At 69.1% G+C, this 25,996-nt stretch carries 17 protein-coding genes; 11 read left to right on the top strand and 6 right to left on the bottom strand.

Annotation, left to right across the window (positions count from 1 at the left end; genetic code table 11):
• Positions 1 to 67: 67 nt before the first annotated feature.
• The 3 genes from M6D93_RS15750 (at position 68) to M6D93_RS15740 (ending at position 3,282) form a co-directional block, all read left to right on the top strand.
• Positions 68 to 1,189 (top strand): substrate-binding domain-containing protein, encoded by a 1,122-nt coding sequence (locus M6D93_RS15750; RefSeq protein ID WP_249770565.1) that lies wholly within the window; start codon positions 68 to 70, stop codon positions 1,187 to 1,189.
• Between the two features lie 167 nt (positions 1,190 to 1,356).
• The gene (locus tag M6D93_RS15745; protein WP_249770563.1) at positions 1,357 to 2,388 is read left to right on the top strand and encodes an ABC transporter permease; all 1,032 of its coding nucleotides are present in this window, start codon (positions 1,357 to 1,359) and stop codon (positions 2,386 to 2,388) included.
• A gap of 81 nt (positions 2,389 to 2,469) precedes the next feature.
• The gene (locus tag M6D93_RS15740) at positions 2,470 to 3,282 is read left to right on the top strand and encodes an ATP-binding cassette domain-containing protein (protein ID WP_249770561.1); all 813 of its coding nucleotides are present in this window, start codon (positions 2,470 to 2,472) and stop codon (positions 3,280 to 3,282) included.
• 47 nt (positions 3,283 to 3,329) lie between these two features.
• Here the strand turns inward: M6D93_RS15740 and M6D93_RS15735 are convergent, their stop codons facing one another.
• On the bottom strand, positions 3,330 to 3,548 hold the full coding sequence (locus M6D93_RS15735; protein ID WP_249770559.1) for a hypothetical protein: 219 nt from the start codon (positions 3,546 to 3,548) through the stop codon (positions 3,330 to 3,332).
• A 96-nt stretch (positions 3,549 to 3,644) separates the two neighbouring features.
• Between M6D93_RS15735 and M6D93_RS15730 the strand changes: the two genes are divergently transcribed.
• The gene (locus M6D93_RS15730; protein WP_249770557.1) at positions 3,645 to 4,559 is read left to right on the top strand and encodes a LysR substrate-binding domain-containing protein; all 915 of its coding nucleotides are present in this window, start codon (positions 3,645 to 3,647) and stop codon (positions 4,557 to 4,559) included.
• On the opposite strand, the gene M6D93_RS15725 is transcribed toward M6D93_RS15730, so the two are convergent.
• Positions 4,552 to 5,334: a DUF427 domain-containing protein gene (locus M6D93_RS15725; RefSeq protein ID WP_249770555.1), complete on the bottom strand. Its 783-nt coding sequence runs from the start codon at positions 5,332 to 5,334 to the stop codon at positions 4,552 to 4,554. The genes M6D93_RS15730 and M6D93_RS15725 overlap by 8 nt on opposite strands.
• Positions 5,335 to 5,406: 72 nt before the next feature.
• On the opposite strand from M6D93_RS15725, the gene M6D93_RS15720 reads away from it, so the two are divergent.
• On the top strand, positions 5,407 to 6,114 hold the full coding sequence (locus M6D93_RS15720) for a 4'-phosphopantetheinyl transferase family protein (protein WP_249770553.1): 708 nt from the start codon (positions 5,407 to 5,409) through the stop codon (positions 6,112 to 6,114).
• Here the strand turns inward: M6D93_RS15720 and M6D93_RS15715 are convergent.
• The 3 genes from M6D93_RS15715 to M6D93_RS15705 all read right to left on the bottom strand — a co-directional run bounded on the left by M6D93_RS15715 (position 6,065) and on the right by M6D93_RS15705 (position 14,480).
• The gene (locus M6D93_RS15715) at positions 6,065 to 7,402 is read right to left on the bottom strand and encodes a M1 family metallopeptidase (protein WP_249770551.1); all 1,338 of its coding nucleotides are present in this window, start codon (positions 7,400 to 7,402) and stop codon (positions 6,065 to 6,067) included. The genes M6D93_RS15720 and M6D93_RS15715 overlap by 50 nt on opposite strands.
• A gap of 16 nt (positions 7,403 to 7,418) precedes the next feature.
• On the bottom strand, positions 7,419 to 11,306 hold the full coding sequence (locus M6D93_RS15710; protein ID WP_249770549.1) for a Pls/PosA family non-ribosomal peptide synthetase: 3,888 nt from the start codon (positions 11,304 to 11,306) through the stop codon (positions 7,419 to 7,421).
• 90 nt (positions 11,307 to 11,396) lie between these two features.
• A complete protein-coding gene (locus M6D93_RS15705) occupies positions 11,397 to 14,480 on the bottom strand; it encodes a sensor domain-containing protein (RefSeq protein WP_249770547.1) in 3,084 nt (1,027 codons plus the stop codon).
• A 376-nt stretch (positions 14,481 to 14,856) separates the two neighbouring features.
• On the opposite strand from M6D93_RS15705, the gene hglS reads away from it, so the two are divergent.
• Positions 14,857 to 16,218: a 2-oxoadipate dioxygenase/decarboxylase gene (gene hglS / locus M6D93_RS15700; RefSeq protein WP_249770545.1), complete on the top strand. Its 1,362-nt coding sequence runs from the start codon at positions 14,857 to 14,859 to the stop codon at positions 16,216 to 16,218.
• A 32-nt stretch (positions 16,219 to 16,250) separates the two neighbouring features.
• Here hglS and M6D93_RS15695 read toward each other — a convergent pair whose 3' ends face one another.
• Positions 16,251 to 17,543 (bottom strand): low temperature requirement protein A, encoded by a 1,293-nt coding sequence (locus M6D93_RS15695; RefSeq protein WP_249770543.1) that lies wholly within the window; start codon positions 17,541 to 17,543, stop codon positions 16,251 to 16,253.
• A 72-nt stretch (positions 17,544 to 17,615) separates the two neighbouring features.
• Between M6D93_RS15695 and M6D93_RS15690 the strand changes: the two genes are divergently transcribed.
• The 5 genes from M6D93_RS15690 (at position 17,616) to typA (ending at position 25,943) form a co-directional block, all read left to right on the top strand.
• Positions 17,616 to 18,122, top strand: a complete 507-nt coding sequence (locus tag M6D93_RS15690) for a DUF6941 family protein (RefSeq protein ID WP_249770541.1) — start codon at positions 17,616 to 17,618, stop codon at positions 18,120 to 18,122.
• 51 nt (positions 18,123 to 18,173) lie between these two features.
• Entirely contained in the window at positions 18,174 to 21,518 is a 3,345-nt protein-coding gene (locus tag M6D93_RS15685; protein WP_249770539.1) for a S41 family peptidase, read from the top strand.
• Positions 21,519 to 21,691: 173 nt separating this feature from the next.
• A complete protein-coding gene (locus M6D93_RS15680; RefSeq protein ID WP_249770537.1) occupies positions 21,692 to 23,281 on the top strand; it encodes a DEAD/DEAH box helicase in 1,590 nt (529 codons plus the stop codon).
• Between the two features lie 13 nt (positions 23,282 to 23,294).
• Positions 23,295 to 23,981, top strand: a complete 687-nt coding sequence (locus tag M6D93_RS15675) for a hypothetical protein (protein ID WP_249770535.1) — start codon at positions 23,295 to 23,297, stop codon at positions 23,979 to 23,981.
• Between the two features lie 75 nt (positions 23,982 to 24,056).
• Entirely contained in the window at positions 24,057 to 25,943 is a 1,887-nt protein-coding gene (gene typA, locus M6D93_RS15670) for a translational GTPase TypA (protein WP_249770533.1), read from the top strand.
• The last annotated feature ends 53 nt before the right edge of the window (positions 25,944 to 25,996 follow it).

Genomic DNA, 25,996 nt, shown 5'->3' with positions numbered 1-25,996 from the left:
GCGCGTAATCGGGTTGTTACATGTCTTGGAATGTCCGAGGCTTTCCACTTCCCCCGAGAGGTAGTTCATGCCCAACATTCTTTCTTACAGAGGTTTTCCCAAACCGCGTGCCCTGGCCCTCGCGGCGGGTGTCACCGCCCTCGCTGTCGCCGCAGCCGGCTGCAGCTCATCGAAGAACACCTCCGGTACCGGAGGAACGGCGGGCGGATCTTCCGGTAAGTCGGTCGGCGTCTCACTGATTCTCAAGACGCTGACCAACCCCTACTTCGTCTCGATGGAGAAGGACGCCAAGACCGCGGCAGCCAAGGACAACGTGAAGCTGACCGTGGCCGCCGGCAAGCAGGACGGTGACACCCAGTCCCAGATCACCGCCATCGACAACGCGATTTCCCGCGGGGACAAGGGAATTCTGATCACGACGAACGGCGATGCCGTCAACGCCGCCCTGAACCAGGCCAAGAAGGCGGGCATCTTCGTGATCGCCCTGGACACCGCGCCGAACCCTCCCTCCACCGCCGACATCACCTACGCCACTGACAACGAGGCTGCCGGCAAGCTCGACGGGCAATACGCGGCCAAGGCCCTCGGTGGCAAGAAGGCCGTGATCGCGATGCTCGACCTGTTCAACAACCAGGTGGTCTCGGTCGACATCCAGCGTGACCACGGGTTCCTGGAAGGCCTCGGGATCAACCCGAACAGCACCACGCAGAACGGAAAGGAAGCGCCGAGCGGCAGCTACTCCGGCGGCGAGTACCAGATCGCCTGTCATCAGCCCACCCAAGGCGCCATCGACGGTGGCCGCACCGCCATGGAGAACTGCCTGTCGGCCAATCCCAACATCAACGTGGTCTACGCGATCAACGAGCCGGCGGCCGAGGGCGGCTACAACGCGCTCAAGGCAGCGGGCAAGCAGAACGGCGTTCTGATCTTCGCCATCGACGGAAGCTGCGCCGGTTTGAAGTTCCTCGGCACGGGGGAGTTCACGGCGGACGCGGTGCAGTACCCGGGCAAGATGGCCAGCCTGGGTGTCGACGCGATCGCGAAGCTGGCGGCGGGCGGATCGAAGCCCACGACGTCTGCGGGCCTGTCCTTCTTCAACACCGGCACCGCCTTGGCAACGGACAAGCCGCTGGGCGGCGTCACCAGCGAGACCTCCGCTACCGCGGCCCAGGCGTGCTGGGGCAGCTGACCCGTATCGCCCTGCCTTGATCAGGAATACCCTTCACAGCACAGCAGAGTGCTCAAGGTGATCTCGACCGGCGGGCGGCCTCGCCGCCCGCCGCCGAGATCAAGGCTTAACCGCCCTTGCTCTCGCAGCGGCGGATACCTACCGGTACTGCCCACGAAAGGTAGCCAATGACACTCAACGTCGATGAGGGTGCGCCTGCCAGCGCCGAGGACCTCGCAGGAGACTCCCATACGCTCGGGCAGCGGGTGCATGAGCTGCTGCACCGGCAGCCGGCCTTGAGCCCCGCGATCGTTCTCGTGCTGGCCCTGATCGTGTTCAGTTTCCTGAGCAACCGGTTCATGCGGCCGGCCAACCTTTCCCTGGTTCTGCAACAGCTTTCCATCGTGGGTTCGCTCGCGGTGGGTCAGACGCTGATCATCCTGACCGCCGGGATCGACTTGTCCGTCGGCGCGATCATGGTGCTGTCATCGCTGATGATGGCGAAACTCGTTTCCCACAACGGCCTTCCCGGCGGGCTGGCCCTGCTGATCGGCCTCGCCGTGGCTGTTCTCGCCTCCACGATCAACGGTCTGCTGGTGACCCGAATAAAGTTGCCCCCGTTCATCGTCACGCTGGGCACGTTGGGCATCTTCACGGCGGTGACGTTGCTCTACGCCCAGGGACAGACCATCCAGCTCGCTCCCGGATCCTTCTTGCTCAAGACCGGTGACATCCACTCGATCGGTAGTTTCACCGTGACCAACGGCGTCCTGCTGATGCTTGCGCTCTACATCGTCGTCGCCTTCGCGCTGCGCTACACCGCATGGGGACGGCACCTGTACGCAACCGGTGATGACGTCGAGGCGTCCAGCCTGGCCGGCATCCAGACCAAGCGGGTGATCCTGTCGGCCTACATCGTCGCCGGAGTGGCGATAGCCGTTGCAGCCTGGGTCCTGATCGGGCGGGTCGGGGGCGGTGACCCCAACAGCGGCGCGAACGCCAACCTGGAATCGATCACCGCGGTGGTCATCGGCGGCACCAGCTTGTTCGGTGGCCGCGGACTGCTCGTCGGCAGCCTCATCGGCGCGGTCATCGTCCAGGTCTTCGACAACGGCCTTGCGTTGGCGGGGTATGACCCGCAGTACCAGGTCCTCGCGACGGGCTTCCTGGTCATCATCGCCGTGTCGGTGGACCAGTGGATCCGACGAGTGAAGGCATGAGCGCGGCGATGAGTTCGCCCGTGCCGGTAAGCCGCGACCACCGCTCCCGCGCGTGGACCACCCCGTTAGGAGCATGACGAGATGACAAGCACTCCGACTGGACAGCCGACGCCCGTCCTAGAGGCCCGCGGGTTGGTAAAGCTGTTCGGGCGCGTGGTCGGCCTGTCCGGCGTTGACCTCAAGCTGTACCCGGGCGAAGTTCTCGCGGTGATCGGCGACAACGGAGCGGGCAAGTCCACGTTGATCAAATGCCTGTCGGGGGCGATGATCCCCGACGGCGGCACGATCCTCGTGGACGGCCAGCCGGTCACGTTCAAGACGACCAAGGACGCTCGCGCGGTCGGTATCGAGACGGTCTACCAAACACTGGCCGTCGCGCCGGCGCTCGACATCGCCAGCAACATGTTTCTCGCTCGGGAAATCCGTCGCAAGGGCCCGCTCGGGCAGTGGTTGCGGATGCTCGACTCGGCCGAGATGAAACGCCAGGCCGGCGCCGAGATCAAGAAGCTCGGCATCAGCACGCTGCAGAACATCAATCAGGCCGTGGAGACCCTTTCCGGTGGTCAGCGCCAAGCGGTCGCTGTCGCACGGGCCGGAGCATTCGGCGGAAAGGTCGTCATCCTGGACGAGCCCACCGCCGCGCTGGGCGTGCGGGAAACCGGTCAGGTGCTCAAGCTCGTCAAGGACCTGCGCGACCAGGGACTGGGAATCATCCTGATCAGTCACAACATGCCCAACGTCTTCGAGGTGGCCGACCGCATCCATATTCAGCGGCTCGGCGGCTCTCTCGGCGTCATCGATCCCAAGACGAACAGCATGGACGACGCGGTGAGCTATATGACCGGCGCCCGCAAGATGGACCCGGACAAGAACCTGGCCAAGGCCGCGAACTGAGAGCAGGCGATCGCGTTTGGGTCGCCGCCATCAGCGCGGGGCAAGAATCAGGCCGCCCGGTTCCAGGCGACGGTGGCGCGCAGCTCGGCCGTGTCCTCGTCGGGGTATCGATCGAGCATTGCCGCGAAGTCCAGGATCGCCGCAGGCGTGTCGAAGGTGGCCAGATCGCGGGCGAGCGCCGCACGGCGGGCGCGCGTGGCCCGATGCTGACGCAACTTGTTCAGAACAGAAGAAACGGCAGGGCGTTCGTTCGTCGAGGGGTTCATCGTGACCTCCAGTAGGTGTCTCATCCATGGTGGGCGAATCGCTTCCATGCGTCCAATGACTAGGCGGGCACCGACTCATGCTTTAGGGTCATAGATATGGACGTGGCGTCGTTACGCTGGTTCCAACAGGTCGCCGACGGCGTGACGGTCACCGAGGTCAGTGACCTCGAGTCGGTAACCCAGTCCGGCGTGTCGCGTGCTCTGGCGCGACTCGAGCGCGAGCTGGGTGTGCCACTGCTGGTCCGTTCCGGGCGCACTCTGCGAATGACCCGGGCGGGGGCGAGTTTCAAGGCGTACGTGGACCGCGCCCTGCACGAGCTCGATGACGGCCTGGCCGCGTTGGCCGAGTCCGTTTCACCCGAGGGCGGTGAGGTGTCCCTGGCCTTCCAGCCATCCTTGGGGACCGAACTCGTGCCGTCGTTGGTCGGGCCGTTCCTGCATGCCCATCCCGGTGTCCACTTCGCCCTGCACGCCCTGCGCGGCGAACTGGTGGCGACGGATTTTCTTCCCGGTGGCGTGGATCTGGCCATCACCTCCCTTCGGCACAGCGTGGCGAAGGTGTCGTGGCGACCGCTCATGCTGGAACCGCTGGCGCTGCTCGTGTGGAGCGGGCATGAGCTGTCAGGCCGGGAAACCGTCACGTTGGCCGAGGTCTCGAACGAGCCGTTCATAATGCTCCGGCAGCCACACGGTCTTCGACAGGCGACTCTGGAGTTGTGCCGCGAGGCCGGCTTCGAGGCCGGCATCGCCATGGAATGCGACGATCTGGCCACCCTCGGTGGTCTCGTCGCGGCTCGCCTGGGGATCGCCATCGTGCCCGCCACGCACTACCCGAAGCCGATCCGGGAGGCCAGCACGGTCGCCCTGCACGTGTCGGACCCCGGCGCCTCCCGGTTGGTCGGTCTCGCGTGGTCGACCGACCGTCGGTTGCTTCCGGCGGCCGAACGTTTCCGGGACCACATCCTGCGCACGGCGACGGTTTCCGACGGCCAGCCGGGCTCGGTCAGCTGAAATGCGTCTGGGGACGATCGAGCAGGACGTCGTCGAGATAGATGTCCACCTTCTCGTTGTAGAACGCCACGAGGCCGGCGATCGGGAGCAGTTGCCGAGTAGGGAAGTCGTAGGCCCAGGCCAGGTCGGGACGTAGCCCGGCGCGGGTGCGGACCGACCAGTACCCACTCGTCGTGCCCTTGTAGGGACAGGCGGTTTGGGTCTGAGTCGGTTCCAGGTGGCCGAAGTCGACGTCGGTGCGGTTGAGGTAGTACCGAGTCGGCAGGCCGGTCTCGAAGACCATCACCGGCGAGGACGACTCCGCGACCACGGTGCCCTCGACCTCGACTCGAACCGCCCTCGTCGAGCGCACGGCATCGACCCGCGTGTACGGATCCCGCGGATGGACGAACACCTGCTCGTCCTCCTCGTACCAGGCGTCCAGAGCCGACCACTCGAACCGCACGGTATCGGCCAGGCCGGCCAGCGCGTCGGAGCCATACACCCTTGCCGCGCCTGGACGTACGTCGTCGCCGACCTTGAGGGCGTGCCGGTGCGCGGTACCGCGGGACAGCTGTTGCGGATGGTTCTCGTCGAGGAGAAACTCAGCCGCCACGTCGGCCAGCGGGATGTAGTACTGAGGGAACGGCGGCCACTCCCAGACGTAGCGGGCGCCGGTGGTGTCAAGGACGGTGCGGCCACCGACGGTGGCCCGGATTCGTCTCGGCACCGGTTCGATGTGGTTCGTGGGCACCAGCAGCTTGGGGTAGTCGGGCACGAACGAGGTCTCGGTCATGCCACTGATCCTACGAAGCGGGCGGCGCCGAGGTGAGAGACTGCGGGGGTGGATCCGGCAGGGCGACCGACGGTGAGCATTCTCTGGGCGCCGCTCGTCGCCGCCCAGGACGTGTGGCTGTTGCTTTCGCCCGACGAGCGTCGCCGACACGAGCGCTACCTCCGTCCGCACGACCAGGACCGCTTCGCCAGTGGGCGTGCGCTGGCGAGGCTGGCGCTGGCTGCGCTCACCGGCCAGCATCCGGCGGCGGTCCAGTTGCTGGCGGAGTGCCGGCGGTGCGGCGGCGCGCACGGCCAACTGCGGGTGGCCGGCAAGCCCAGCACACGGATCAGCCTCAGTCGCGCCGGTGAGCGAGTTCTCTTCGGCTACGCCGACACGATCTCGATCGGTGTGGACGTCGAACTGGTGAGCGGCACCGGCTTCGACGGCTTCGACGGCGTCGTGCTGGCGCCGGTCGAGCACGCGGAGGACGCCGCTCAGCGGGCGGTGATCTGGACGCGCAAGGAGGCGGTGCTGAAGGCGAGCGGCTGGGGGCTGACGATCCCGCCCGACCAGCTGCAGGTGTCGGCTCCCACCGCACCGGCCGCTCTGCACGGGTGGCTGGCCCACGAACCCTCGCCTGGGCCGGTGCAGCTCATCGACCTCGCTGCGCCGCCGGGCTATCGCGCAGCCCTGGCCGCGTTGACCGACCGACAACCGCGGTTGCGGGTGCTCGACGGCGAGCAGTTGTTCAGGACTTGGGCAGGCTCGGCAGGTCCCGATCGAACAGCCAGGCGTTGAACAGGCCCGCCAGCGACTGGTCACGGAACCGCGCCACATGCCGGATGAACTCGTCGGTGGTGACGGTCGCGTCCCGGTGCTCGGCCGTCCACTGCTGGAGCATGTCGAAGAAGGCGTCGTCGCCAAGACTGAGCCTGACAGCATGCAGGGTGAGAGCACCGCGTTTGTAGAGCCGGTCATCGAACATGGACCTGGCCCCGGGGGCCGCGATGGTCAGGTCCTGCGGGAGATCGTCCAGTCGCTCCCAGGTGCGGCGGGCCAGCTTGTCCGCACTGGCGCCGCCGGAGAACTCCGACCACAACCATTCGGCGTAGCAGGCGAATCCCTCGTTGAGCCAGATGTGCTGCCAGCTGCGGATGCTCACGCTGTTGCCGAACCACTGGTGCGCCAACTCGTGCGCGATCAGGCGTTCGCTGCCCGCATGACCGTCGACATGATTGGCGCCGAAGATGGAAATGCCCTGTGCTTCAAGGGGAATCTCCAAGTCGTCGTCGGTCACGACGACGGTGTAGCCGGGGTGCGGGTACGGTCCGAACAATCGCGCGAACGTCTCGATCATCCGGGGCTGATCACCGAAGTCGGCCCGAGCCGCCGCACCGAGTCGGGGGGGCAGCACGAGCGTGACCGGAACCGTTTCCGTCGCCAGCGCCAGCCTTTCGTACTGCCCGATCTGGACCGTTGCGAGGTAGCTGGCCATCGGCTGAGCCTGTTCGTACACCCAGGTCGTCTGGCTGGAATGGGTGCGGCGTTCGGTAAGCACACCGTTGGCCACGACCGTGTACGGCGAATCGGCGGTGATGGTGAAGCGATAGCTGGCCTTCTCGCTCGGATGGTCGTTGCACGGGTACCAGGTCGGCGCGCCGTTGGGTTGACCGGCCACGATCACGCCGTCGGTGAGTTCCTCCCATCCGACCTCGCCCCACGGCCCGCTGCGGGGCGCCGGGTTGGCCGTGTAGCGAATCTCGACGGACAGCGCGCCACCGACCCGGATCGGCCTGTCCGGCCAGATGTGGAGCTTGGATCCGCGCTGGGTTGTCTTGGCCGCGCGGCGACCGTTGACGACCACCTTCGACACCCGCAGTTCATGGGCGTCCACGCTGAACCGGGACAGCTGCTGGGTAGCCACCGCCGAGATCTCCACCGTGCCGCTCAGACGATTGCTGCTGACCCGGTAACTCAGCTCCAGGTCGTAGCGGGTCACCCGGTAACCACCGTTGCCCGACTCGGGCAGGTACGGGTCGTCGGCGCTGCTCGCACCGTAGTGCTGATCGGACGCGGCCGGTTTCATGTGCTGACCGGACCCATCAGGCAACGGGCCCGGAGGTCAGGACGTCGCCCGAATGCTCTGCCGTCCACGGCGATATCGGGTTGCCGATCCAGCGGGTCGACGCAGGCACCGCCTCACCACGCATCACCAACGACGCCGGACCCACCGTGCCGCCGGCACCGATCGAGGCCCCGGGCAGGATCACGCCGTGCGGGCCCATTGTCGCGCCGGCTCCGAGCATGACCGTGTCCATCCGCAGGATCCGATCATGGAACAGGTGCGTCTGCAGCACGCAGCCCCGGTTCACGGTCGCGCCGTCACCGATCTCGATGAGGTCGGCCTCCGGTAGCCAGTAGGTCTCCAGCCAGACACCCCGGCCGATCCTCGAACCAAGCGAGCGCAGCCAGACGTTCAGTACGACGGTGCCGGTCGCCGCGCGGGCGAACCACGGTGCGGCCAGCACCTCCACGAAGGTGTCGACCACTTCGTTTCGCCAGACGAAGGACGACCACAGCGGATACTCCACCGCGCGGGTCCGCCCCACGAGCAGCCATTTCGCCGCGGACGTCACCGCACCGGCCACCGCGCCCGCGGCGAGCAGGCCGATCCCGGACAGCAAGGCCGCGACCCACCAGCCGTAAGCGCCGGCCAGGGCCTCATAGGCCAGCAGCAGAGCGAGACCCAGCGCGACCGTGACCATCACCGGCACGATACGGCAGAGCTCGACCGCCGCTCGGGCCAGCTTGAGGTGTGCGGGCGGGGCAAAGGTCCGGCTGGCGTCGCCGGCGCTGGCCGCCCGCCGCAACTGCACCGGCGGGCTACCCAGCCACGACGATCCCTTGCTCGCCTTGCGTGGGGCGGCGGACAGGACCGCGACCAGGGCGTTCTTCGGGACGGTCCGCCCGGGAGCCGCCATTCCGGAGTTGCCGAGGAACGCGCGCTTGCCGATCTTGGCCGCGGCGATGTGAACCCAGCCGCCACCGAGTTCGTAGGAGGCGACCATGGTGTCGTCGGCGAGGAAAGCTCCGTCGCCGACGGTGGTCATGCTCGGCAGCAGCAGCACGGTCGAGGCCTCGACCCCTTTGCCGATATGCGCGCCGAGCGCACGCAACCACAAGGGCGTGAACAGGCTCGAATAGATCGGGAACAACAGTGACCGGGCCGAATCCATCACGCGCTCGGTCGCCCACGCCTGCCAGCCGATGCGACTGCGCACGGGGTGATGGCCCTCGCGCAGTCCCAGCCCGAGGAGCCGGACGATCACCACGGTCGCCGACGCGTAGCAGAGCAGCCAGGTCAGCGTCACCGCCGGAACGGCCAGGATCAGCGAGCCGATAGCACTGGACAGGCGGGGCGGATGTCCGAGGATCGCCGCGGCCCACCACAGGCCCGGAAGGGCGGCCAACAGCGGCAACGCGGAGAACAACGTCGAAGCCGCGCCGTAGGCGAGCATCCACGCCGGCTTTCGCGGTGGATCCTGCGCCGGCCACCGGTGCCGCGCCCGGCCGACGTGAGCCGCCGGTGACCCGGCCCAGCGTTCGTCGTCGCCGACCTGACCGAACACCCACGAACCGGAGGCGATCTCGGCGCCGTGGCCGATGCGGACTCCGGGCGCGAGGGTGCTTCGGGAACCGATGGTGGCGCCGATCCCGATCTCCATCGTCCCGACGATCACCTCGTCCCCGTCGATCCAGTAGCCGGCCAGATCGACCTCGGGTTCGACGGAGGCGTCCCGGTGGATCGTCAGCATCCCGGTGATGGGGGGCAGCGTGTGCAGCGTGACCCCGGGGCCGATGGAGGCGCCGAGAGCCCTTGCGTAGTAGGCGATCCAGGGCGCACCCGCGAGGTTGGCGGCATCCACGGCCTCGGCCAGTCGCTCGGCGGCCCAGATCCGCAGATGGACCGATCCGCCGCGGGGATGGCGACCAGGACGCAGACCCACCAGGAGGATTCTCGTTCCGACGATCGCGATCGCCATCCGGCCCGGCGGGCTGATGAACAACACGAACCCGGCCAGCACCCACCACCACGACACTGTCGGAGCCCAGCTCAAGGATCGGCTCCAGCTCACGATGTTGTTGACGGCGGCCAGGAAGGTCAGCCATCGAAGGCCGGCCAGCGTGTTGACCAGCAGGGTGATGACGAGCTGGACGCCCTGTGCCCGCCGGGGCATGGGGCGGACCAGACGTTCCTGCGTAGCCGCCGCGGGTGCAGCGGAGTCCAGCAGGTCGGCGAGGTCGGCCAGCCGCGGGTGGTCGTAGATGTTGGCCACGGTGGCGTGCGGGAAGCGCTGGCGCAGCCGGGACACGAGCTGGGCGGCGGCCAGGGATCCGCCACCGTGGGCGAAGAAATCGTCGTCCCCGCCGAGCACATTGGCGCCCAGGACCTCGCTCCACTGGTCAGCCAGCCACCCGATCGTCCCGGTCAGTCCGTGGCTGGCCGCATCGGTCCCGGCCGCCGCCAGCGGCCAGGGCAGGGCGTTACGGTCGACCTTGCCCGAGATGCGGGTCGGCAACGTCTCGACCACGGCGAGCATCGGGACGAGGGCTGCGGGCAGCGCCTCGCGCAAGCGCGCCAGGGCCGTCGGCTGATCGAAATCGCCGCTCGCTGACGTCACCAGGTAACCGACGAGAATCTGGTTGCCGGCCTTGGTGGTCCTCACCGCCGCGGCGGCCGCGACGACCCCGGTCAACGACTGCAGGGCCGCGTCCACCTCCCCGAGTTCGATGCGCCTGCCACCGAGCTTCACCTGCTCGTCGGCACGTCCGATGAACAGCAGCCCCTCCGGGTCGTAGCGGACGAGATCTCCGCTGCGGTAGGCCCGTTCCCAGCCCAGGGAGGGAAACGGCGCGAATTTCTCGGCGTCCTTCACCGGGTCCAGGTAGCGGGCCAGCCCGACACCGCCGATGATCAGCTCGCCGATCTCCCCGCTACCGACCGGGCGACCCGAGCCGTCGACCACGGCCAGGTCCCAGCCGTCCAGGGGAAGGCCGATGCGCACCGGCCCGTCCTCGCTGAGCGGTGCGGCGCAGGCCACCACCGTCGCCTCGGTCGGCCCGTAGGTGTTCCACACCTCGCGGCCGTCGTCGACCAGCCGCTCGGCCAGTTCCGGCGGGCAGGCCTCGCCCCCGAAGATCAGTAACCGCACCCCGTCCAGGCAGTCCGGCGGCCACAGGCCGGCCAGCGTCGGCACGGTCGACACCACCGTGATGTCGTGCTCGACCAGCCAGGGTCCAAGATCCATCCCGCTGCGCACGAGGGAGCGTGGGGCCGGCACCAGGCAGGCGCCGTTGCGCCAGGCCAGCCACATCTCCTCGCAGGAGGCGTCGAAGGCGACCGAGAGTCCGGCCAGCACCCGATCACCGGGACCGAGGGGCTCGTCCTGGCGGAACAGGCGTGCCTCGGCGTCGACGAAGGCCGCGGCACTGCGATGACTGACCGCGACGCCTTTCGGGGTACCCGTGGAGCCGGAGGTGAAGATGATCCAGGCGTCGTCGTCGAGTTCCGGCCGCGACGGCGCAACCGGCTCGAGAACGGCAGACTCCGGCCGTCCGTCGATCACGGTGACCACCCCCGCCTCCCCGAACACCAGCCGGGCGCGGTCCTCGGGGTCATCGGCATCGACCGGCACGTAGGCGGCCCCGGCGGCCAGGATGCCGAGAATGGCGATGTAGAGGTCATGGGTGCCCGAGGGCAGCCGTACACCGACCCGGTCCCCGCGGCGGACGCCGGCCAACCGCAATTGTTCGGCCCGGGTCTCGGCGGCGAGCAGCAGTTCGGCGTAGCTGAGCGTGGAACGACCGTCGTCCAGGGCCGCTTCGTGCGGATGCGCCGCGACGGTGGCGGCGAAGACATCGAGCAGGGTGCGCGGTGGCGGCGCGGCGGCGACCCGACTGAGCTGGGGCCGGAACTGCGTGTCGGTCACCGGGCTACCGTAGCGATCCCCGATGAACTGCCCGCACCCGACGACCATCCGGCCTTCGACCCGGGTCGGACCGGGCTCACGAGCCTCGGGTCAGGCGCCCAGCGCGGTACGCAACGGAGGCACCAGCAGGTCGAGAAGGTCGGTGACCGGCACCGGACGTGAGAACAGGTAGCCCTGCCCGTATTGGGCGCCCAAGGCAATCACCTCGGCCAGTTGCCGAGGGGTCTCGATCCCTTCGGCGACGCAGCCGATGCCGAGATCGCGGGCCAGTCCGGTCACCGCGCGGACGATGGCCAGGTCACCGGGGCGCACGCCGATACCGGCCACGAAGGACCGATCGACCTTGATGTTGCTCACCGGGAACGTGCGCAGGTACGTGAGCGAGGAATATCCCGTGCCGAAGTCGTCCAGCGAGATCTGGATCCCCCGAGCCCGCAGGTCGTTGAGCTGCGCCAGCGTGGATTCGTCCGCCTCCAGCAGGGCTGACTCGGTCAGCTCGATGCACAGCGACCGTTCGTCCAGGCCGGAGTCGGTCAGGGCCGAGGCGACGGTGTCGGCGAGGTCATGCCGGGCGGCCTGGGCGGCGGAGACGTTGACGGAGACCGCGAGCCGCATGCCGCTGACCCGTTGCAGCGTGGCGATGTCGGAGCAGGCCTGACGCAGCACCCACGTTCCCATCGGCACGATCAGCCCGCTTTCCTCGGCCACCGGGATGAAGTGCTGCGGGGCGATCAACGTGCCGTCGTCGTCGAGCAGCCGTACCAACGCCTCGAAGCCGACGATCGCCTGCTGAGGCAACGACACGATCGGCTGGTAGTGCAGGACGAATCGGTTCTCCTCGATGGCCCGCCGCAGGGCGGCCTCGGTGCGCTGGCTGGCGAGGGCGTTGGCGTGCAACCGGCTGTCGTAGAGCTCGCTGCGATCCTTGCCCAGGCGCTTGGCGTGATACATCGCGGCGTCGGCCCGTTGCAGTAGCTCGGTGGGGTCCTCGAGCGGGATGGTGCCGCAGGCGATGCCGACGCTGGCGGTGACCCGCACCGCGCCCCCGCGAGTATCGATCGGGGCAGCCAGGGACTCCTCCACCCGCCGAGCGATCTGGCGTGCCTCGCTCTCCTCGATCGGACCGCGGCACAGGGTCACGAACTCGTCGCCACCGAAGCGGGCCACGATGTCGCTGGGACGCACGGCCCGACGCAGCCGCTGCGCGACCTCGACCAGGACCTCGTCCCCGACCTCGTGACCCCGGCTGTCGTTGATCGACTTGAACCCGTCGAGATCGATGAACAGTGCGGCGAACTGCGCCACGTCCCCAGCGTGGCTGCGCAGGGTTCGGCTGAGGTAGGAGCGGTTGGCCAGGCCCGTGAGGGAGTCCTCATCGGCCTGCCGGCGCAGGGATTCCTCGGCGCGGCGCCGGGCGGTGATGTTCTCCATCTGTGCCAGCAGCAACAGCTTGCCGTCGCGCCCGGTCACCCAGGTGAGCGTCACGTCGGTGATGACCGGGGCGCCGTTGGCGTGGATCATCCGCATCTCGAAGCGATGCCGCCGGTCGACGGCGTCGAGCGCAGTGGCCCCGGCGACGTCCAGCAGGGGGACGTCGTCGGGGTGGGTGAACCGTGCTGCCGACTGTCCGATGAGCTCGTCGGCCCGCCGTCCCAGCAGCTCGCACAACGCGTCGTTGACCTCGCCGAACGTGCCGCTGCTGCCGATGCTGAGGGCCATCGGCAGGGGTGAGCCGGCGAAGATGGACCGGAAGCGTTCTTCGCTGTCGACCAGGCGCATCCGCGCGGCCTGGCGCTCGACCAGGCGTGAGGTCTCGATGCTGATCAGGCCGAGAACTTCGAGGGAATCCCAGTCGAGATCCTCCCGGTCAGGGTTGGACCGGCTGTTCTGCGGATCGTCGGGGAACAGCACCCAGGCGTAGCGAACCGATCCGGCGCCCTCGACGGGAAGGGCGACGCCTTCTGGTGCGCCGGTCTCGGGGATCGCGGGCAGGATCTGCACCGGCGAGTTGCCGCCCGGCGCAATGTCGCCGGCGCGGTGCAGGGCCCATTGTCCGGCGGCGGCCAGGCGTAGCGCGCTGGACTGCTCGCCGGCCTGCCAGCCGGCGGCGACCCGGACGGGATGGTCGGTACGGCCGTTGTCCGGCCAGCGCAGCAGCACACCGGCGGCCCACCGGAAGTGTGAGCACACTGCCTGCAGCACGTGCGCGGCGGCGCTTTCGATGTCGGTGGCTTCGTTGGCGGCGGTGGCGATGGCGTGCAGCACCTGCAGCCGTTCGGCCGAGCGAACCGCGGCCCGGTGTGCCCGGTCCAGCTCGGTGCGCGCGGACTCCTCCTCGGTGATGTCGACGACCAGCGATACCCACCAACGCGGCGCACCGCTCGCGTCGCGCAGCAGCGCGCTGGTGACCCGGACCGGGACGCAGTGCCCGTCCCGGTGCCGGAAACGGCGGATCGCGCTGACCGTCAGGCTGGTACCCGCCAGTAGCTCCAGGGTCGCGGCACGGATCTCGTCGAGCTGATCGGCGTTGGCGAAATCGGCGACCGAACGGCCGACCATCTCCTGGACGCCATAGCCGAGCATGGTGGCCAGTGCCACGTTGACCTCGGTGATCGTGCCGCTGGGATCGGAGAAGATCTGTCCGATCGGCGCGTGCTCGAAGACGGCGGCGAACCGAGCGTCGGCTTCGTCCCGGGCCGACTGATGGGCCCGCCGCTCGTCCTCGAGCGCGGTCACGTCGGTGGAGATGCCGCCGATCGCGTAGGCCTGTCCCGCCGGGTCGGTGAGCACGAACTTGTGGGAGATGTACTCGCGGATGCTGCCGTCGGCCTGGGTCGCGATCTCGCGACTCGTGCGGGCACGGCCGTCGGCGAGCACCTCGAGGTCGTTGGCCCGGTGCTCGTCGGCGATTGCGGCGGGAAAGATGTCATGGCCGGTCTTTCCCAGGATCTCGGACGCCGCCAGCCCGACCAGGTCCTCGAAGGCCGGGTTGACCAGCACGAAACGACTCTGCTCGGCGTCGCGCACATACATGACGCCACCGGCGTGGCGCAGGAGTCCGTCGAGGTAGCCCAGGGACGTCGCCGCGCTCGTCGGCACCACCGGGTCGGCGTCGGTCCGGGTTGGCGGCGTCGCTGCGCCGGTGTCCGGCACCTCGAATCCCGCCACCTTCACGCCTCCGCACCCAGATCGGTCACCGCTCCCGCCTGTCGAGTAGCGCGCTTGAACCATCGGCCGCGTGCCGCCGGTCCTGAGCGCCGCGCCGAAGACGGGCCGGGGCGGCGTCGCGACGGCCACCTGGACTCGCTACCCTCGCCGGGATCCCCGCGGGTGGGGGGTCGCGTCAACGGCGACGAAGCGGAGCAGTTCCATGTCCCTCAACGATGCCCAGCGGGCTGCGCATCGATCATCCCGTCCAGAGGTCGATCCATCCCCGGTCTCCGGGCTCGCGACGGGTCCTTCGACGGGCCTTTCGACGGGCCTTTCGACGGGCCTTTCGACGGGCCCAGCACGCGGTGGCGGTCAGCCGCAGCGTTGGTCACCGACCAGGTTGCGGTCCGAATTCGCCCGCCGGCTGTCGTTGCTCTACGCCGAGGAGGTGCCGGCCTACGCGACGCTGGTCGAGGTGTGCCAGGAGATCAACGCCGAGCGGACGCGGCACTCCGCGACGCAGCTCCGGCTGGGGTCGCTGGAGCGGGTCACGGCCGAACGACACGGTGCGATCCGGGTCGGGACCGCTGAAGAGCTGCGGCAGGTCGGGCGGATCTTCGCGGCCATGGGGATGCATCCGGTCGGGTTCTACGACCTGCGTGACACCGGCCGGACCCCGGTGCCGGTCGTGTCGACCGCGTTCCGGCCGATCGATCCCGACGAGCTCGCGGTGAACCCGTTCCGGGTGTTCACCTCGGTGCTGACGGCCGACGATCGGCGATTCTTCGACGCCCGGACCCAGGACGACCTCGAACGTTTCCTGGCCGCCAGGACGCTCTTCTCCGACGAGTTGTTGGGACTGGCCGAGCGGGCGGTCGCCGACCTCGGACTCGCCGAGGACGAGGCGCAGCGGTTTCTCGACCTGGCGACCGGATGTTTCGCGTTGTCAGAGGATCCGGTGGACGAGCGCTGGTACCGGCGTCTGGAGGCGATCTCCAGCGTTGCCGCCGATATCGGCGGCGTGAGCTCCACCCACATCAATCACCTGACCCCGCGGGTGCTGGACATCGACGAACTCTACGGGCGAATGTCATCCCGGGGGATCGAGATGATCTCCGAGATCCAGGGTCCGCCGGCCTGGTCCGGGCCGGAGGTGCTGCTGCGTCAGACCTCCTTCCGGGCGTTGGCCGAATCCCGTCTGCTGCGCAACGCCGACGGGACCGTGGTGCAGGGCTCGTTGCGGGTGCGCTTCGGCGAGGTCGAGGCCCGTGGCCTGGCGCTCACAGAGGCCGGACGGGACCGGCTCGATCAGCTCGATCGGGAAGTGGCGACCCGGCTCAGCGCCGATCCCAGCCTGGTTCGGACCGAGGTGGCCGCGCAACTGTTCGACGCCGGATTGCCCCATGACGAGCAGGGTTTCCTCGATCAGGGCCTGGCCTGGTTCCGGTTCGCCGTCAACCCGGCGGCGATCCCGCCCGGACCGCGTCCGCAGTCCTTGCCCGAGCTCGTTGCCGCCGGATGGCTGGTGGCCGAACCGATCGTCTACGAGGACTTCCTGCCCCGGTCCGCGGCCGGGATCTTCCAGTCGAACCTGACCGGTGGGGGCAGCTCCGACACGCACGCGCAGGCCTCACCGCGGGACATCGGGTGGCTGCGCGAGGTCCTCGGCACTGAGGTGGCCAATCCCGACGACTTGTACGCGGCGCAAAGCCGAGCCTCGGCCGAGGCCGCGCTCGCCGAGCTGGACGCTGCTTGCGCCTGATCGGCCGGCTCGCCGGCTGGGTCAGTGCGGGCTCAGCGGGCTAGGCGCGCGTGCTCGCCGTGCTCGCCGTGGTCGCCCCGTCCGGTGCCGGGGGTTTCTGGTGCCGTGCCGTACGGGTCGCGCAACAGCAGCCGGTCACCGGCGCAGACCGCGATGAGGACAACCAGTGCGCATGAGGCCAGAGCGAGCCCGCTGACTCGGGTAGCGATGATGGCCAGCAAAGCCAGGCACACGATCGCGATCAGCCGCGTCCAGGGAACCGACCGCCACACCACCGTCGTGAACGCCGCGTGCCCGGCCAGGAACAGCGCGGTACCTCCCAGCACGAGCCAGGCGGTCGCGGTGTGGGCAGGCGCGGTGGGCGCGGCGAGCACCTGCTCGTCCGCAGCGGCGCTCACGATGATTCCGCCGATCATGATCGGGTGGAGGAAGTGATAGGCCGACCGGCCGAGTCGGCCCGGATCGGCCGATCGTGCGATCACCCACGCGCCGGCGGGTCCGCTGCGGTCGAAGTACACCCACCACAACGCGGCGGCACCGAGGAAGGCCACCACGAAGGCCGCGATCTCGGGCCCGTCGGGCGAGCTCAAGCCGGACAACGCGGCGCCGACCACGACGAGCGATTCACCCAGTGCGATCAGGACGAACGCCTGGCACCGCTCGGCGAAGTGAGCGCCGTCGATGGTCCACTCGTCCACTCGGGAGCGGCCGAGGCCCGGGGTCCAGAATCCGACCGCGCCGCCGGTCAGGTCGACCACGATGACCAGCAGCCAGAGCAGCTCGCGTCCGTGGCCGTGAGCCGCGCCGCCGGCCACGGCCAGCGCACCGGACAGCGCGCACCAGGACAGGATTCGCTCGAAGTTCAGCCGTAGTCCGCGGTCCTCGGGCGCGGCGGCCAGCAGAGCGACGGCCACCGCGCTGCGCACGATCTGCATGCTCGCGTAGGTGAGACCGACGACCAGTCCGCGGTGACCGAACGCGTCCGGAAGGCTTGCCGACAACACCAGGCTGGCCAGCATCAGCCCGACCAGCAACAGCCGCAGGGGATCGCGGTCGGGGTCGAGCCAGTTGGTCACCCACGTCGTGTAGACCCACAGCAGCCAGATCATCGCGAGCATGATCGCGGTCTGGCACACGCCCTCGACGCCGTGCGTGTGCAGCAGCTGGTGTGACATCTGCGTGATAGCGAAGACGTAGACCAGATCGAAGAACAGCTCGATGTTGGTGACGGAATGTTCACCGCCGCGGCTGCGCAGATAACTCGGCATCTCGGCTCTGGGGTCCTTGGTGTTCGAGCCGGGACGGCTCCCGACGGAGACGTTCACGATATCCAGACCGAGCGCCGGACGAGGGCCGATTCGGCAACGTCAGGCAACTCGGACTGGCAGGATGAGGCCATGGTTCAGCCCTCCGACCAGCCCTCCGACCAGCCCTCCGATCAGCCCTCCGATCAGCCGTTTGTCCGCCCGGACGATCCGGCTTTCGAGCCCGTCGCCGATATCCAGCTGATTCTGGCCGACGCGGCCCAGTCCAACGGCGGCAAGGTGAGCATGCTCGGCGCCGGGTGGTCGGTGACCGGCACTCCGACGGCGCCGCAGGCGGTTGTAGGCCTGATCAAGGTGGCGTGGGACCGCGCGAACGAATCGCTTCCGCTGCTGCTGCGACTCATCGATGCCGATGGCCATCCCATCGTCCTGCCCGGGCCCGACGGTGCCCTCGACCAATTGATCGAATTCACCGCGTCGATCGAAGTGGGACGCCCACCCGGCCTGACGCCGGGCACCCCGATCGATGCGAGCTTCATGGTCAATGTCGGTCCGATGCCGCTGCCGCCAGGCCGCTACACGTGGGCCCTGGACCTGGCCGGCGATCTGGTCTCGCGCACTTTCACCGTGCTCGGGTAGCGCGGCTTTACCCTTTGCGCCGACCCCGGCAAATTATTAAGGTTTTGCTTCATGACGGCTGAGATCGGTTTTCCCGGATACCTCCGCTTTCCTCACCTCGTCGGCGAGCAGCTCGTGTTCGCGGCCGCCGACGACGTCTGGCTCGCACCGGCCGACGGCGGCGTGGCGGCACGGCTGACCTCCGACGCGTCGCCGGTGCTGCGACCGCGCCTGTCCGCCGACGCCCAGACCCTGGCCTGGGTGTCCCGGCGGGCCGGCGAGCCCGAGGTCTTCACGATGCCGCTGTCGGGTGGCGTGCCTCGACAGCTGAGCTACTTCGGACACCCCGGCACGACCCTGCACGGCTTCGCCCGCGACGGCCGGCTGGTGGCCATGTCGGCCGGCCTCGACGCCTTCCGCAGTCGTAGCTGGGGGTGGGCGTTCGACCTCGCCGAGGAACATCCGGCTCCGGCCCGGTTGCCCTACGGGCCGATCACCGGGCTGGCCGAAGCAGACTTCGGTGCCGTGGTGGTGGGTACCGGCTACCTGCGCGACCCGGCCCACTGGAAGAGATACCGCGGCGGCACCGCGGGGCGGCTGTGGCTCGACGCCACCGGCTCGGGGGAGTTCGCGGAGTTGCTGCCCGACACCGTCGGCCCCAAGACCGCCCCCGTCTGGATCGGTGACCGGCTGGCGTTCCTCGGCGATTTCGAGGGCCACGGCAACGTCTACTCGGTGGCCGCCGACGGGACCGACCTCAGGCGGCACACCGATCACGACCAGTTCTATGCCCGCCAGCTCACCGGCGACGGAACGCGGTTGGTCTACCAGCACGGTGGCCGGCTCTGGCGTCTGGACGATCTCAGTGCCGATTCGCAACCACGGCAGCTGGACGTTCGGCTCACCGGCAGCCGGGCCGGCCGCGCCCGGCGCGCCATCGAAGCCGCGCGCCATGTCGGCCAGGTCAGCGTGGACCGGACCGGCCGGGGGAGCGCGATCGAGGTTCGCGGCAGCATCGTGTGGCTGCCGCACCGCGGTGGCCCGGCCCGACTGATCGCGCACGCCGACGGTGTCCGGCACCGCGAACCCGCGGTGCTGGCCGCGCCGACCGACGCTCCCGCCGCCGTCGCCTGCGTGAGCGACGTCGGCGGTGACGACGCGGTGGAGATCATCAGCGGTGACGGGCACCGGCGCCACTTCGGCACCGGACAGCTCGGTCGCGTCCTGGAACTGGTGGCCAGCCCGGACGGCCGGCGACTGGCGCTGGCCACGCACGACGGCCGGGTGCTGCTGGTCCAGTTGTCCGACACCGGCGAGCAGATCATCGAACTGGCGTCCAACCCGAACGGGGACTCCTCCGGCCTGGCCTTCTCGCCGGACTCGGCGTGGCTGGCGTTTTCCTCGGTGCAGGCGGAGGAATCCCTTCGCTCGATCAGGTTGGTGGAACTGTCCTCGGGCGCTGTGCACGAGGTCACCGGGCCGCGCTTCAACGACTCCGACCCGGTGTTCAGCCCAGACGGCAAGTACTTGTACTTCCTCTCGGCTCGAACATTCGACCCGGTCTACGACGCGCACGTCTTCGATCTGTCCTTCCCGCTGGCGACCAGGCCGTACCTGGTGACCCTGGCGGCGACGACGCCCTCACCCTTCGAACCCGAACTGCTCGGCGAAGCCGTCACCGGCGGCGGGACAGCGACTGGCGAGGAAATCCCCGGTGCGGACAAGGAGAACTCCGCCGCGAACTCCGCCGCCGACGCCGCCGACGCCGCCGACTCCACCGACCGCACCGACCGCACCGAGCGCGTCATCGTGGACCTGGACGGGCTGGCGGATCGGATCGTGCCGTTCCCGGTCGCCGCCGGCCGGTTGGGAAACCTCAAGGCGGCCCGGGGCGGCGTCATCTGGACCGACACCCCCGTGGCCGGCGAACTCGGCGAGTCGCGCAACCCCGACGATGACATCCGCCCCTCCGTCCAGCGCTGGGACTTCCTCGCGCGCAAGCAGATCCGGCTGCTGGAACGGGCCGACTCGATCGCGATCAGCAGCGATGGCACCCGGCTGGTCGTCCGGGACAAGGAGTCGATCATGGTCGTTCCGGCCGATCACGCCCCGGCCGAATCGGGCGACGACACGATCGAGGTGGACACCAGCCGCATCCGGATCGAGATCGACCCGCCCGCGGAATGGCGTCAGATGCTCGACGAGACCGCCCGGCTGATGCGTGACCACTTCTGGGTCCCCGACATGGCGGGCGTGGACTGGGACCGCGAGGTCGACAAGTACCGGCCGCTGCTGGACCTGCTGGGCAGCCGGGACGATCTGTCGGACCTGCTCTGGGAGGTCAACGGCGAGACCGGGTCGTCGCACGCTTACGAAAACCCGCCGCCGCCGAAACCGGACCCCGCGACGCGGCCCGCCTTCCTCGGCGCGGACCTGTTCCGGGACGCCGAAGGGCGCTGGCGGATCGAGCGCATCATTGCGGGCGACAGCTCTGCTCGTGATGCCCGTTCTCCGTTGCAGGCGCCAGGTGTTTCCGCCGCGGTCGGGGACGTCGTGCTGGCCGTGAACGGGGTCGCGGTCCGCCGCGGTTCTGCCGGCGTCGGGCCGCTGCTGCTGGGCACTGCCGACAAACCCGTGCACCTCGAGTTGGCCGCCGCGGTGGACGGGCCCGGTGGGGTGGACGGGCCCCGGCGGTCGGTGGTCGTGCGACCGCTGGCCTCGGAGACCCAGCTGCGCTACCTCGACTGGGTCGCCTCCCGGAGGGCGCGGGTGCACGCCGAATCCGGCGGCCGGATCGGCTATGTGCACGTCCCGGACATGGTCTCCACCGGCTGGGCGGCCTTCCATCGCGATCTGGTCATCGAGATGGCCCGCGACGCGTTGATCGTCGATACCCGCGACAACAACGGCGGCCATACGTCCCAGTTGGTCATCGAGAAACTCGCGCGCAAGGTGCTCGGCTGGGACACCAGCCGCCATCGCGCCGCGGAGGCCTACCCGGGCCTGGCACCCCGCGGGCCGTTGCTGTCACTGGCCAACGAGTGGTCGGGGTCGGACGGCGACATCGTCAACGCCGCATTCCAGGCTCTGGAGCTGGGACCGGTCATCGGCCGGCGAACGTGGGGTGGCGTCATCGGCATCGACGGCCGGTACACCCTCGTGGACGGCACGTCGGTGACCCAACCACGTTTTTCCTTCTGGTTCGAGCGTTTCGGCTGGGGCGTGGAGAACTACGGCGTCGACCCCGACCAGGTCGTCGAATTCCCGCCCCAGGACTGGGTCGCGGGCGCGGATCCCCAACTGCAGGCGGGGATCGCCCACCTGTTGGCTGAACTCGCCGGCCGGCCCCCGGCACCACGGCCGGACCTGGCCGCCCGGCCCTCGCGCCGGGCGCCGCAGCTGCCGCCGCGACCCTGAGCGGCCGGTGGTCGGGCAAACGCTTACGGGCCGGTAGACTTCACCTCATACATCGGCGCGGCTTCGGCTAAGAGAAGCGCGCTGGGCTCGTTTCGCGCCCCTCACTCGGCTGACTACAGCACGCCACAGCCATGGGCGACCTTCGGGACGTGCCGTCGTCTCGAAGGATCTTTGTGACTTCCGCTGCTCAATCGCGGGCTGCCTCCCGGCCTGCCCGCAACTCCCGTCCGTCCTCCGGCGTCTCCGCCGGACACTCCGCGCGTAACCGGGGTGGCCAGCAATCCGGCCGCCCGGCCGCCAACCGCACGGCCCGACCGCCGCGCGCCAACCGCTCGACCCCCACGGCCGCTCGCGGACCGTTCGACGACCTGCCCATCACGATCGTCGACACCGAGAACCCGCCCACCTTCACCGAGCTCGGCCTGGCGCCCCAGCTGACCACGGCCCTGAGCCGCGCCGGCATCGAAACGCCCTTCCCCGTCCAGATCGCGACGATTCCCGATGCGGTCGCCGGACGCGACGTCCTGGGCCGCGCCGCAACCGGCGCGGGCAAGACCCTCGCCTTCGGCCTGCCGATGATCGCCCGCCTGGAAGGTACCGACGCCCGTCCTCGCCGCCCCCGCGGTCTGGTCCTCGTCCCCACCCGTGAGCTGGCGATGCAGGTCGTCGACGCGTTGACCCCGTTGGCCAACACCCGTGACCTGTCGTTGCGACTGGTCGCCGGTGGACTCCCCATCGCCAAGCAGATCTCCTCGCTGGTCAAGGGTGTCGACATCGTCGTCGCCACCCCGGGCCGCCTGGAAGACCTCATCGCCCGCCGCGCCTGCGACCTGTCCGACGTACAGATCACCGTGCTGGACGAGGCCGACCACATGGCCGACCTGGGCTTCCTGCCCGTCGTTCGCCGGCTGCTCGACCAGACCCCGTCCGGCGGCCAGCGGTTGCTGTTCTCGGCCACCCTCGACGGCGACGTGGCGACTCTGGTGACCAAATACCTCACCGATCCGGTGATCAAGGCGCTGGCTCTGCCGACGGCCGCGGTCACGACGATGGAGCACCACGTCTTCACCACCGACCTGGGCGACAAGTTCCCGCTGATCACCCGCATCGCCGCGCGCGACGGCCGCACCATCCTGTTCACCCGCACCAAGTACGGCGCGGAGCGACTGTCGGACAACCTCCGCAAGGTCGGTGTCTCGGCGGCGCCGCTGCACGGTGGCCGGACACAGTCCCAGCGCAACCGGGCCCTGGCCGCGTTCAAGGACGGTTCCGTCAGTGCCCTGGTGGCCACCGACGTCGCCGCTCGCGGCATCCACGTCGACGACGTGACCCTCGTCGTGCACGTCGACCCGCCGGCCGACGAGAAGGACTACCTGCACCGCTCGGGCCGCACCGCGCGAGCCGGAGAGTCAGGCCGGGTAGTCACGATCGCGACCCCTGCCGACGAGCGTCCCGTCCGCCAGCTGCTCAAGGCAGCCGGCGTCCAGCCCACCGAGCACCGGGTCAGCCCGGAGGCTCCCGTGGTCAGTGACGTGACGGGCGCGCGCAGTCCGTCCGGCGTGGCGTTGCCCAAGCAGCTCGGCGGCGCAACTCCCGCCCCGACGCGCTCGGCCGGCGGCGACCGGCACGGCCGGCCGCAGTCGGGTCGCCCGGCTTACGGCTCACGCCCGCAGCGTTCGGAGCGGGGCGGCCGCGGCGCACGCTCGGCACGTCCATCCGCCGACGGTGGTGCACCCGGCACACGCCGCGACCGTCAGATGTGATGATGTGCTTCTGATGACCGAGATCCGCCCGAACGATGAGGACGGTGCTGCCACGAGTTCGGCAGCGCCGGCCCCGTCGTCGGCGGATCGGGCATCGGAAGCCGATCCGGCTCCGCTGTCGGGACCAGCCGCAACGACGGCTCCGGCCGCCGGCGGGGATCAGACGACGGGGCCCTCCCACTCGACGGCCGGCTGGTCGGCGTTGCAGTCGGCCTACCAGGCCGAGGCGTCCGGCGACCTGGTGGCCATGTCGTTCCCCGGCGTGCGTCGGGTTGCCGGCTGGTTGTTCTGGGTCATCTTCCCGGTCGCGACGCTGGCGGCCCTGATCTCGGCGATCCTCACCGTCGTCCAGCACGTCGGTACCGAGCCGCCCGGCATCCAGGGCACGTACGTCGCCAACCGGTCCTGCGCCCGCGGGATCTGCCTGGTCGGCGGCACGTTCATCAGCGCCGACCACGGCCTGACGGTGACGTCGCTGCTCGGTGATCCCCGGTGGGAATCGGGCAGCTCGCACAAGGTGATCTACGACGGCAGCAGTGCCGAGGTCATCGACTACCCGAACTGGGACCCGACGCCGACCGTGCTGGCCGGGGTCGGTGCCCTCACGTACCTGGGCGTAGCCGGATACTTCCTGGTGGCGGCCCGCCGCACCCGCAACCGAGATCCGGCCCCGCGCTCGGCGACCGTCCGCGTCGCCTGAACCACCTGCAATTCATAGATTCCGATCAGCCGGCCGGCCCGTCCGGAGGCTGGATCCCTTTACGAGAGAAGAGTCATGTCCGACCGCAACGCCCTGCCGAACGATGCCGTCCGGTCCTCGATCCGCAACGTCGCCATCGTCGCCCACGTCGACCACGGCAAGACCACCCTGGTCGACGCGATGCTCTGGCAGTCCGGCGCCTTCGGAGCCCACGAGCACATCGACGAGCGCGCCATGGACTCCAACGACCTCGAACGTGAAAAGGGAATCACGATCCTGGCCAAGAACACCGCGGTCAAGTACACGTCCCCGGACGGTGAACCGATGATCATCAACATCATCGACACCCCCGGCCACGCCGACTTCGGCGGCGAGGTCGAACGCGGTCTGTCGATGGTCGACGGGATCGTCCTGCTGGTCGACGCCTCCGAGGGGCCGCTGCCGCAGACCCGCTTCGTGCTCCGCAAGGCGTTAGCCGCGAAGATGCCGGTCATCCTGGTCATCAACAAGGTCGACCGGCCGGATGCCCGAATCGCCGAGGTCGTCGACGAGACCTACGAACTGTTCCTCGACCTGGACGCCGATGAGCACCAGATCGAGTTCCCGATCGTCTACGCCTGTGCCCGTGACGGCAAGGCCTCGCTGAACCGTCCCGCCGACGGCACGTTGCCCGACTCGGAAAACCTGCAGCCGTTGTTCACGACCATCCTGTCGACGATCCCGGCGCCGGCCTACCGCGAAGGCGCGCCGTTGCAGGCGCACGTCACCAACCTGGACGCCTCGCCGTTCCTCGGCCGGATCGCGCTCTGCCGCGTCTTCCAGGGAACCATCCGCAAGGGCCAGCAGGTGGCCTGGTGCCGCCACGACGGGACGATCCAGCAGGTCAAGATCACCGAGCTGCTGATGACCGAGGCACTGGAACGCAAGCCGGCCGAATCCGCCGGCCAGGGCGACATCATCGCCATCGCCGGCATTCCGGAGATCATGATCGGCGACACCCTCGCCGATCTGGAGAACCCGGTCCCGCTGCCGCTGATCACGGTGGACGAGCCGGCCATCTCGATGACCATCGGCACCAACTCCTCACCGCTGTCCGGGCGCGAGAAGGGCTCGAAGGTCACCGCCCGTCTGGTCAAGGATCGGCTGGATCGCGAGCTCGTCGGCAACGTCTCGCTCCGGGTCCTGCCCACCGAGCGCCCCGACACCTGGGAGGTCCAGGGCCGAGGCGAACTCGCGCTGGCGATCCTGGTGGAGCAGATGCGCCGCGAAGGCTTCGAGCTGACCGTCGGCAAGCCGCAGGTGGTCACCAAGGAGATCCGGGGCAAGGTGCACGAGCCTGTCGAGCGGCTGACCGTGGACGCGCCGGAGGAATATCTCGGCGCGATCACCCAGCTGTTGGCCGTCCGCAAGGGCCGTATGGAGACCATGACCAACCACGGCACCGGCTGGATCCGGATGGAGTTCCTGGTGCCCTCGCGCGGACTCATCGGGTTCCGTACCGAGTTCCTCACCGACACCCGCGGTACCGGAATCGGCCACCAGGTCTTCGAAGGTTACGAACCGTGGTTCGGCGAGCTGCGCACCCGGGCGACCGGGTCCCTGGTCGCCGACCGGGCCGGTGCCGCGACGTCGTTCGCGATGATCAACCTGCAGGAGCGCGGCACCATGTTCGTGGAGCCGACGACGGAGGTCTACGAAGGCATGATCGTGGGCGAGAACTCCCGCGCCGACGACATGGACGTCAACATCACCAAGGAGAAGAAGCTCACCAACATGCGCTCCTCCACCGGTGATGACTTCCAGCACCTTGTTCCGCCGCGTCATCTGTCGCTGGAGCAGTCGTTGGAGTTCTGCCGCGAGGACGAGTGCGTCGAGGTCACGCCGACCCGGGTACGCATCCGCAAGGTGATCCTGTCCCAGACCGACCGCGAAAAGAGCCGCGGCCGCCGCGCCAAGTCCTGACCCCAGGTCTGATCCACCCCCCACCCCCCACCCCGCCCCACCCCCCGCGCCCC

Origin of the sequence: Jatrophihabitans telluris (genome assembly GCF_023516435.1) — a bacterium.
Classification (GTDB): domain Bacteria; phylum Actinomycetota; class Actinomycetes; order Mycobacteriales; family Jatrophihabitantaceae; genus Jatrophihabitans_A; species Jatrophihabitans_A telluris.
Note: the sequence above shows the minus strand (reverse complement) of the source record. Positions and strands in the feature narration are given on the sequence as shown.

Coding starts and splice junctions, on each gene's coding strand:
- M6D93_RS15675 (WP_249770535.1), top strand. CDS start 23,295: ATGACCGAGATCCGCCCGAACGATGAGGACGGTGCTGCCACGAGTTCG.
- M6D93_RS15715 (WP_249770551.1), bottom strand. CDS start 7,402: ATGAAACCGGCCGCGTCCGATCAGCACTACGGTGCGAGCAGCGCCGAC.
- M6D93_RS15740 (WP_249770561.1), top strand. CDS start 2,470: ATGACAAGCACTCCGACTGGACAGCCGACGCCCGTCCTAGAGGCCCGC.
- M6D93_RS15745 (WP_249770563.1), top strand. CDS start 1,357: ATGACACTCAACGTCGATGAGGGTGCGCCTGCCAGCGCCGAGGACCTC.
- M6D93_RS15690 (WP_249770541.1), top strand. CDS start 17,616: ATGGTTCAGCCCTCCGACCAGCCCTCCGACCAGCCCTCCGATCAGCCC.
- M6D93_RS15725 (WP_249770555.1), bottom strand. CDS start 5,334: ATGACCGAGACCTCGTTCGTGCCCGACTACCCCAAGCTGCTGGTGCCC.
- M6D93_RS15685 (WP_249770539.1), top strand. CDS start 18,174: ATGACGGCTGAGATCGGTTTTCCCGGATACCTCCGCTTTCCTCACCTC.
- M6D93_RS15750 (WP_249770565.1), top strand. CDS start 68: ATGCCCAACATTCTTTCTTACAGAGGTTTTCCCAAACCGCGTGCCCTG.
- typA (WP_249770533.1), top strand. CDS start 24,057: ATGTCCGACCGCAACGCCCTGCCGAACGATGCCGTCCGGTCCTCGATC.
- M6D93_RS15730 (WP_249770557.1), top strand. CDS start 3,645: ATGGACGTGGCGTCGTTACGCTGGTTCCAACAGGTCGCCGACGGCGTG.
- M6D93_RS15735 (WP_249770559.1), bottom strand. CDS start 3,548: ATGAACCCCTCGACGAACGAACGCCCTGCCGTTTCTTCTGTTCTGAAC.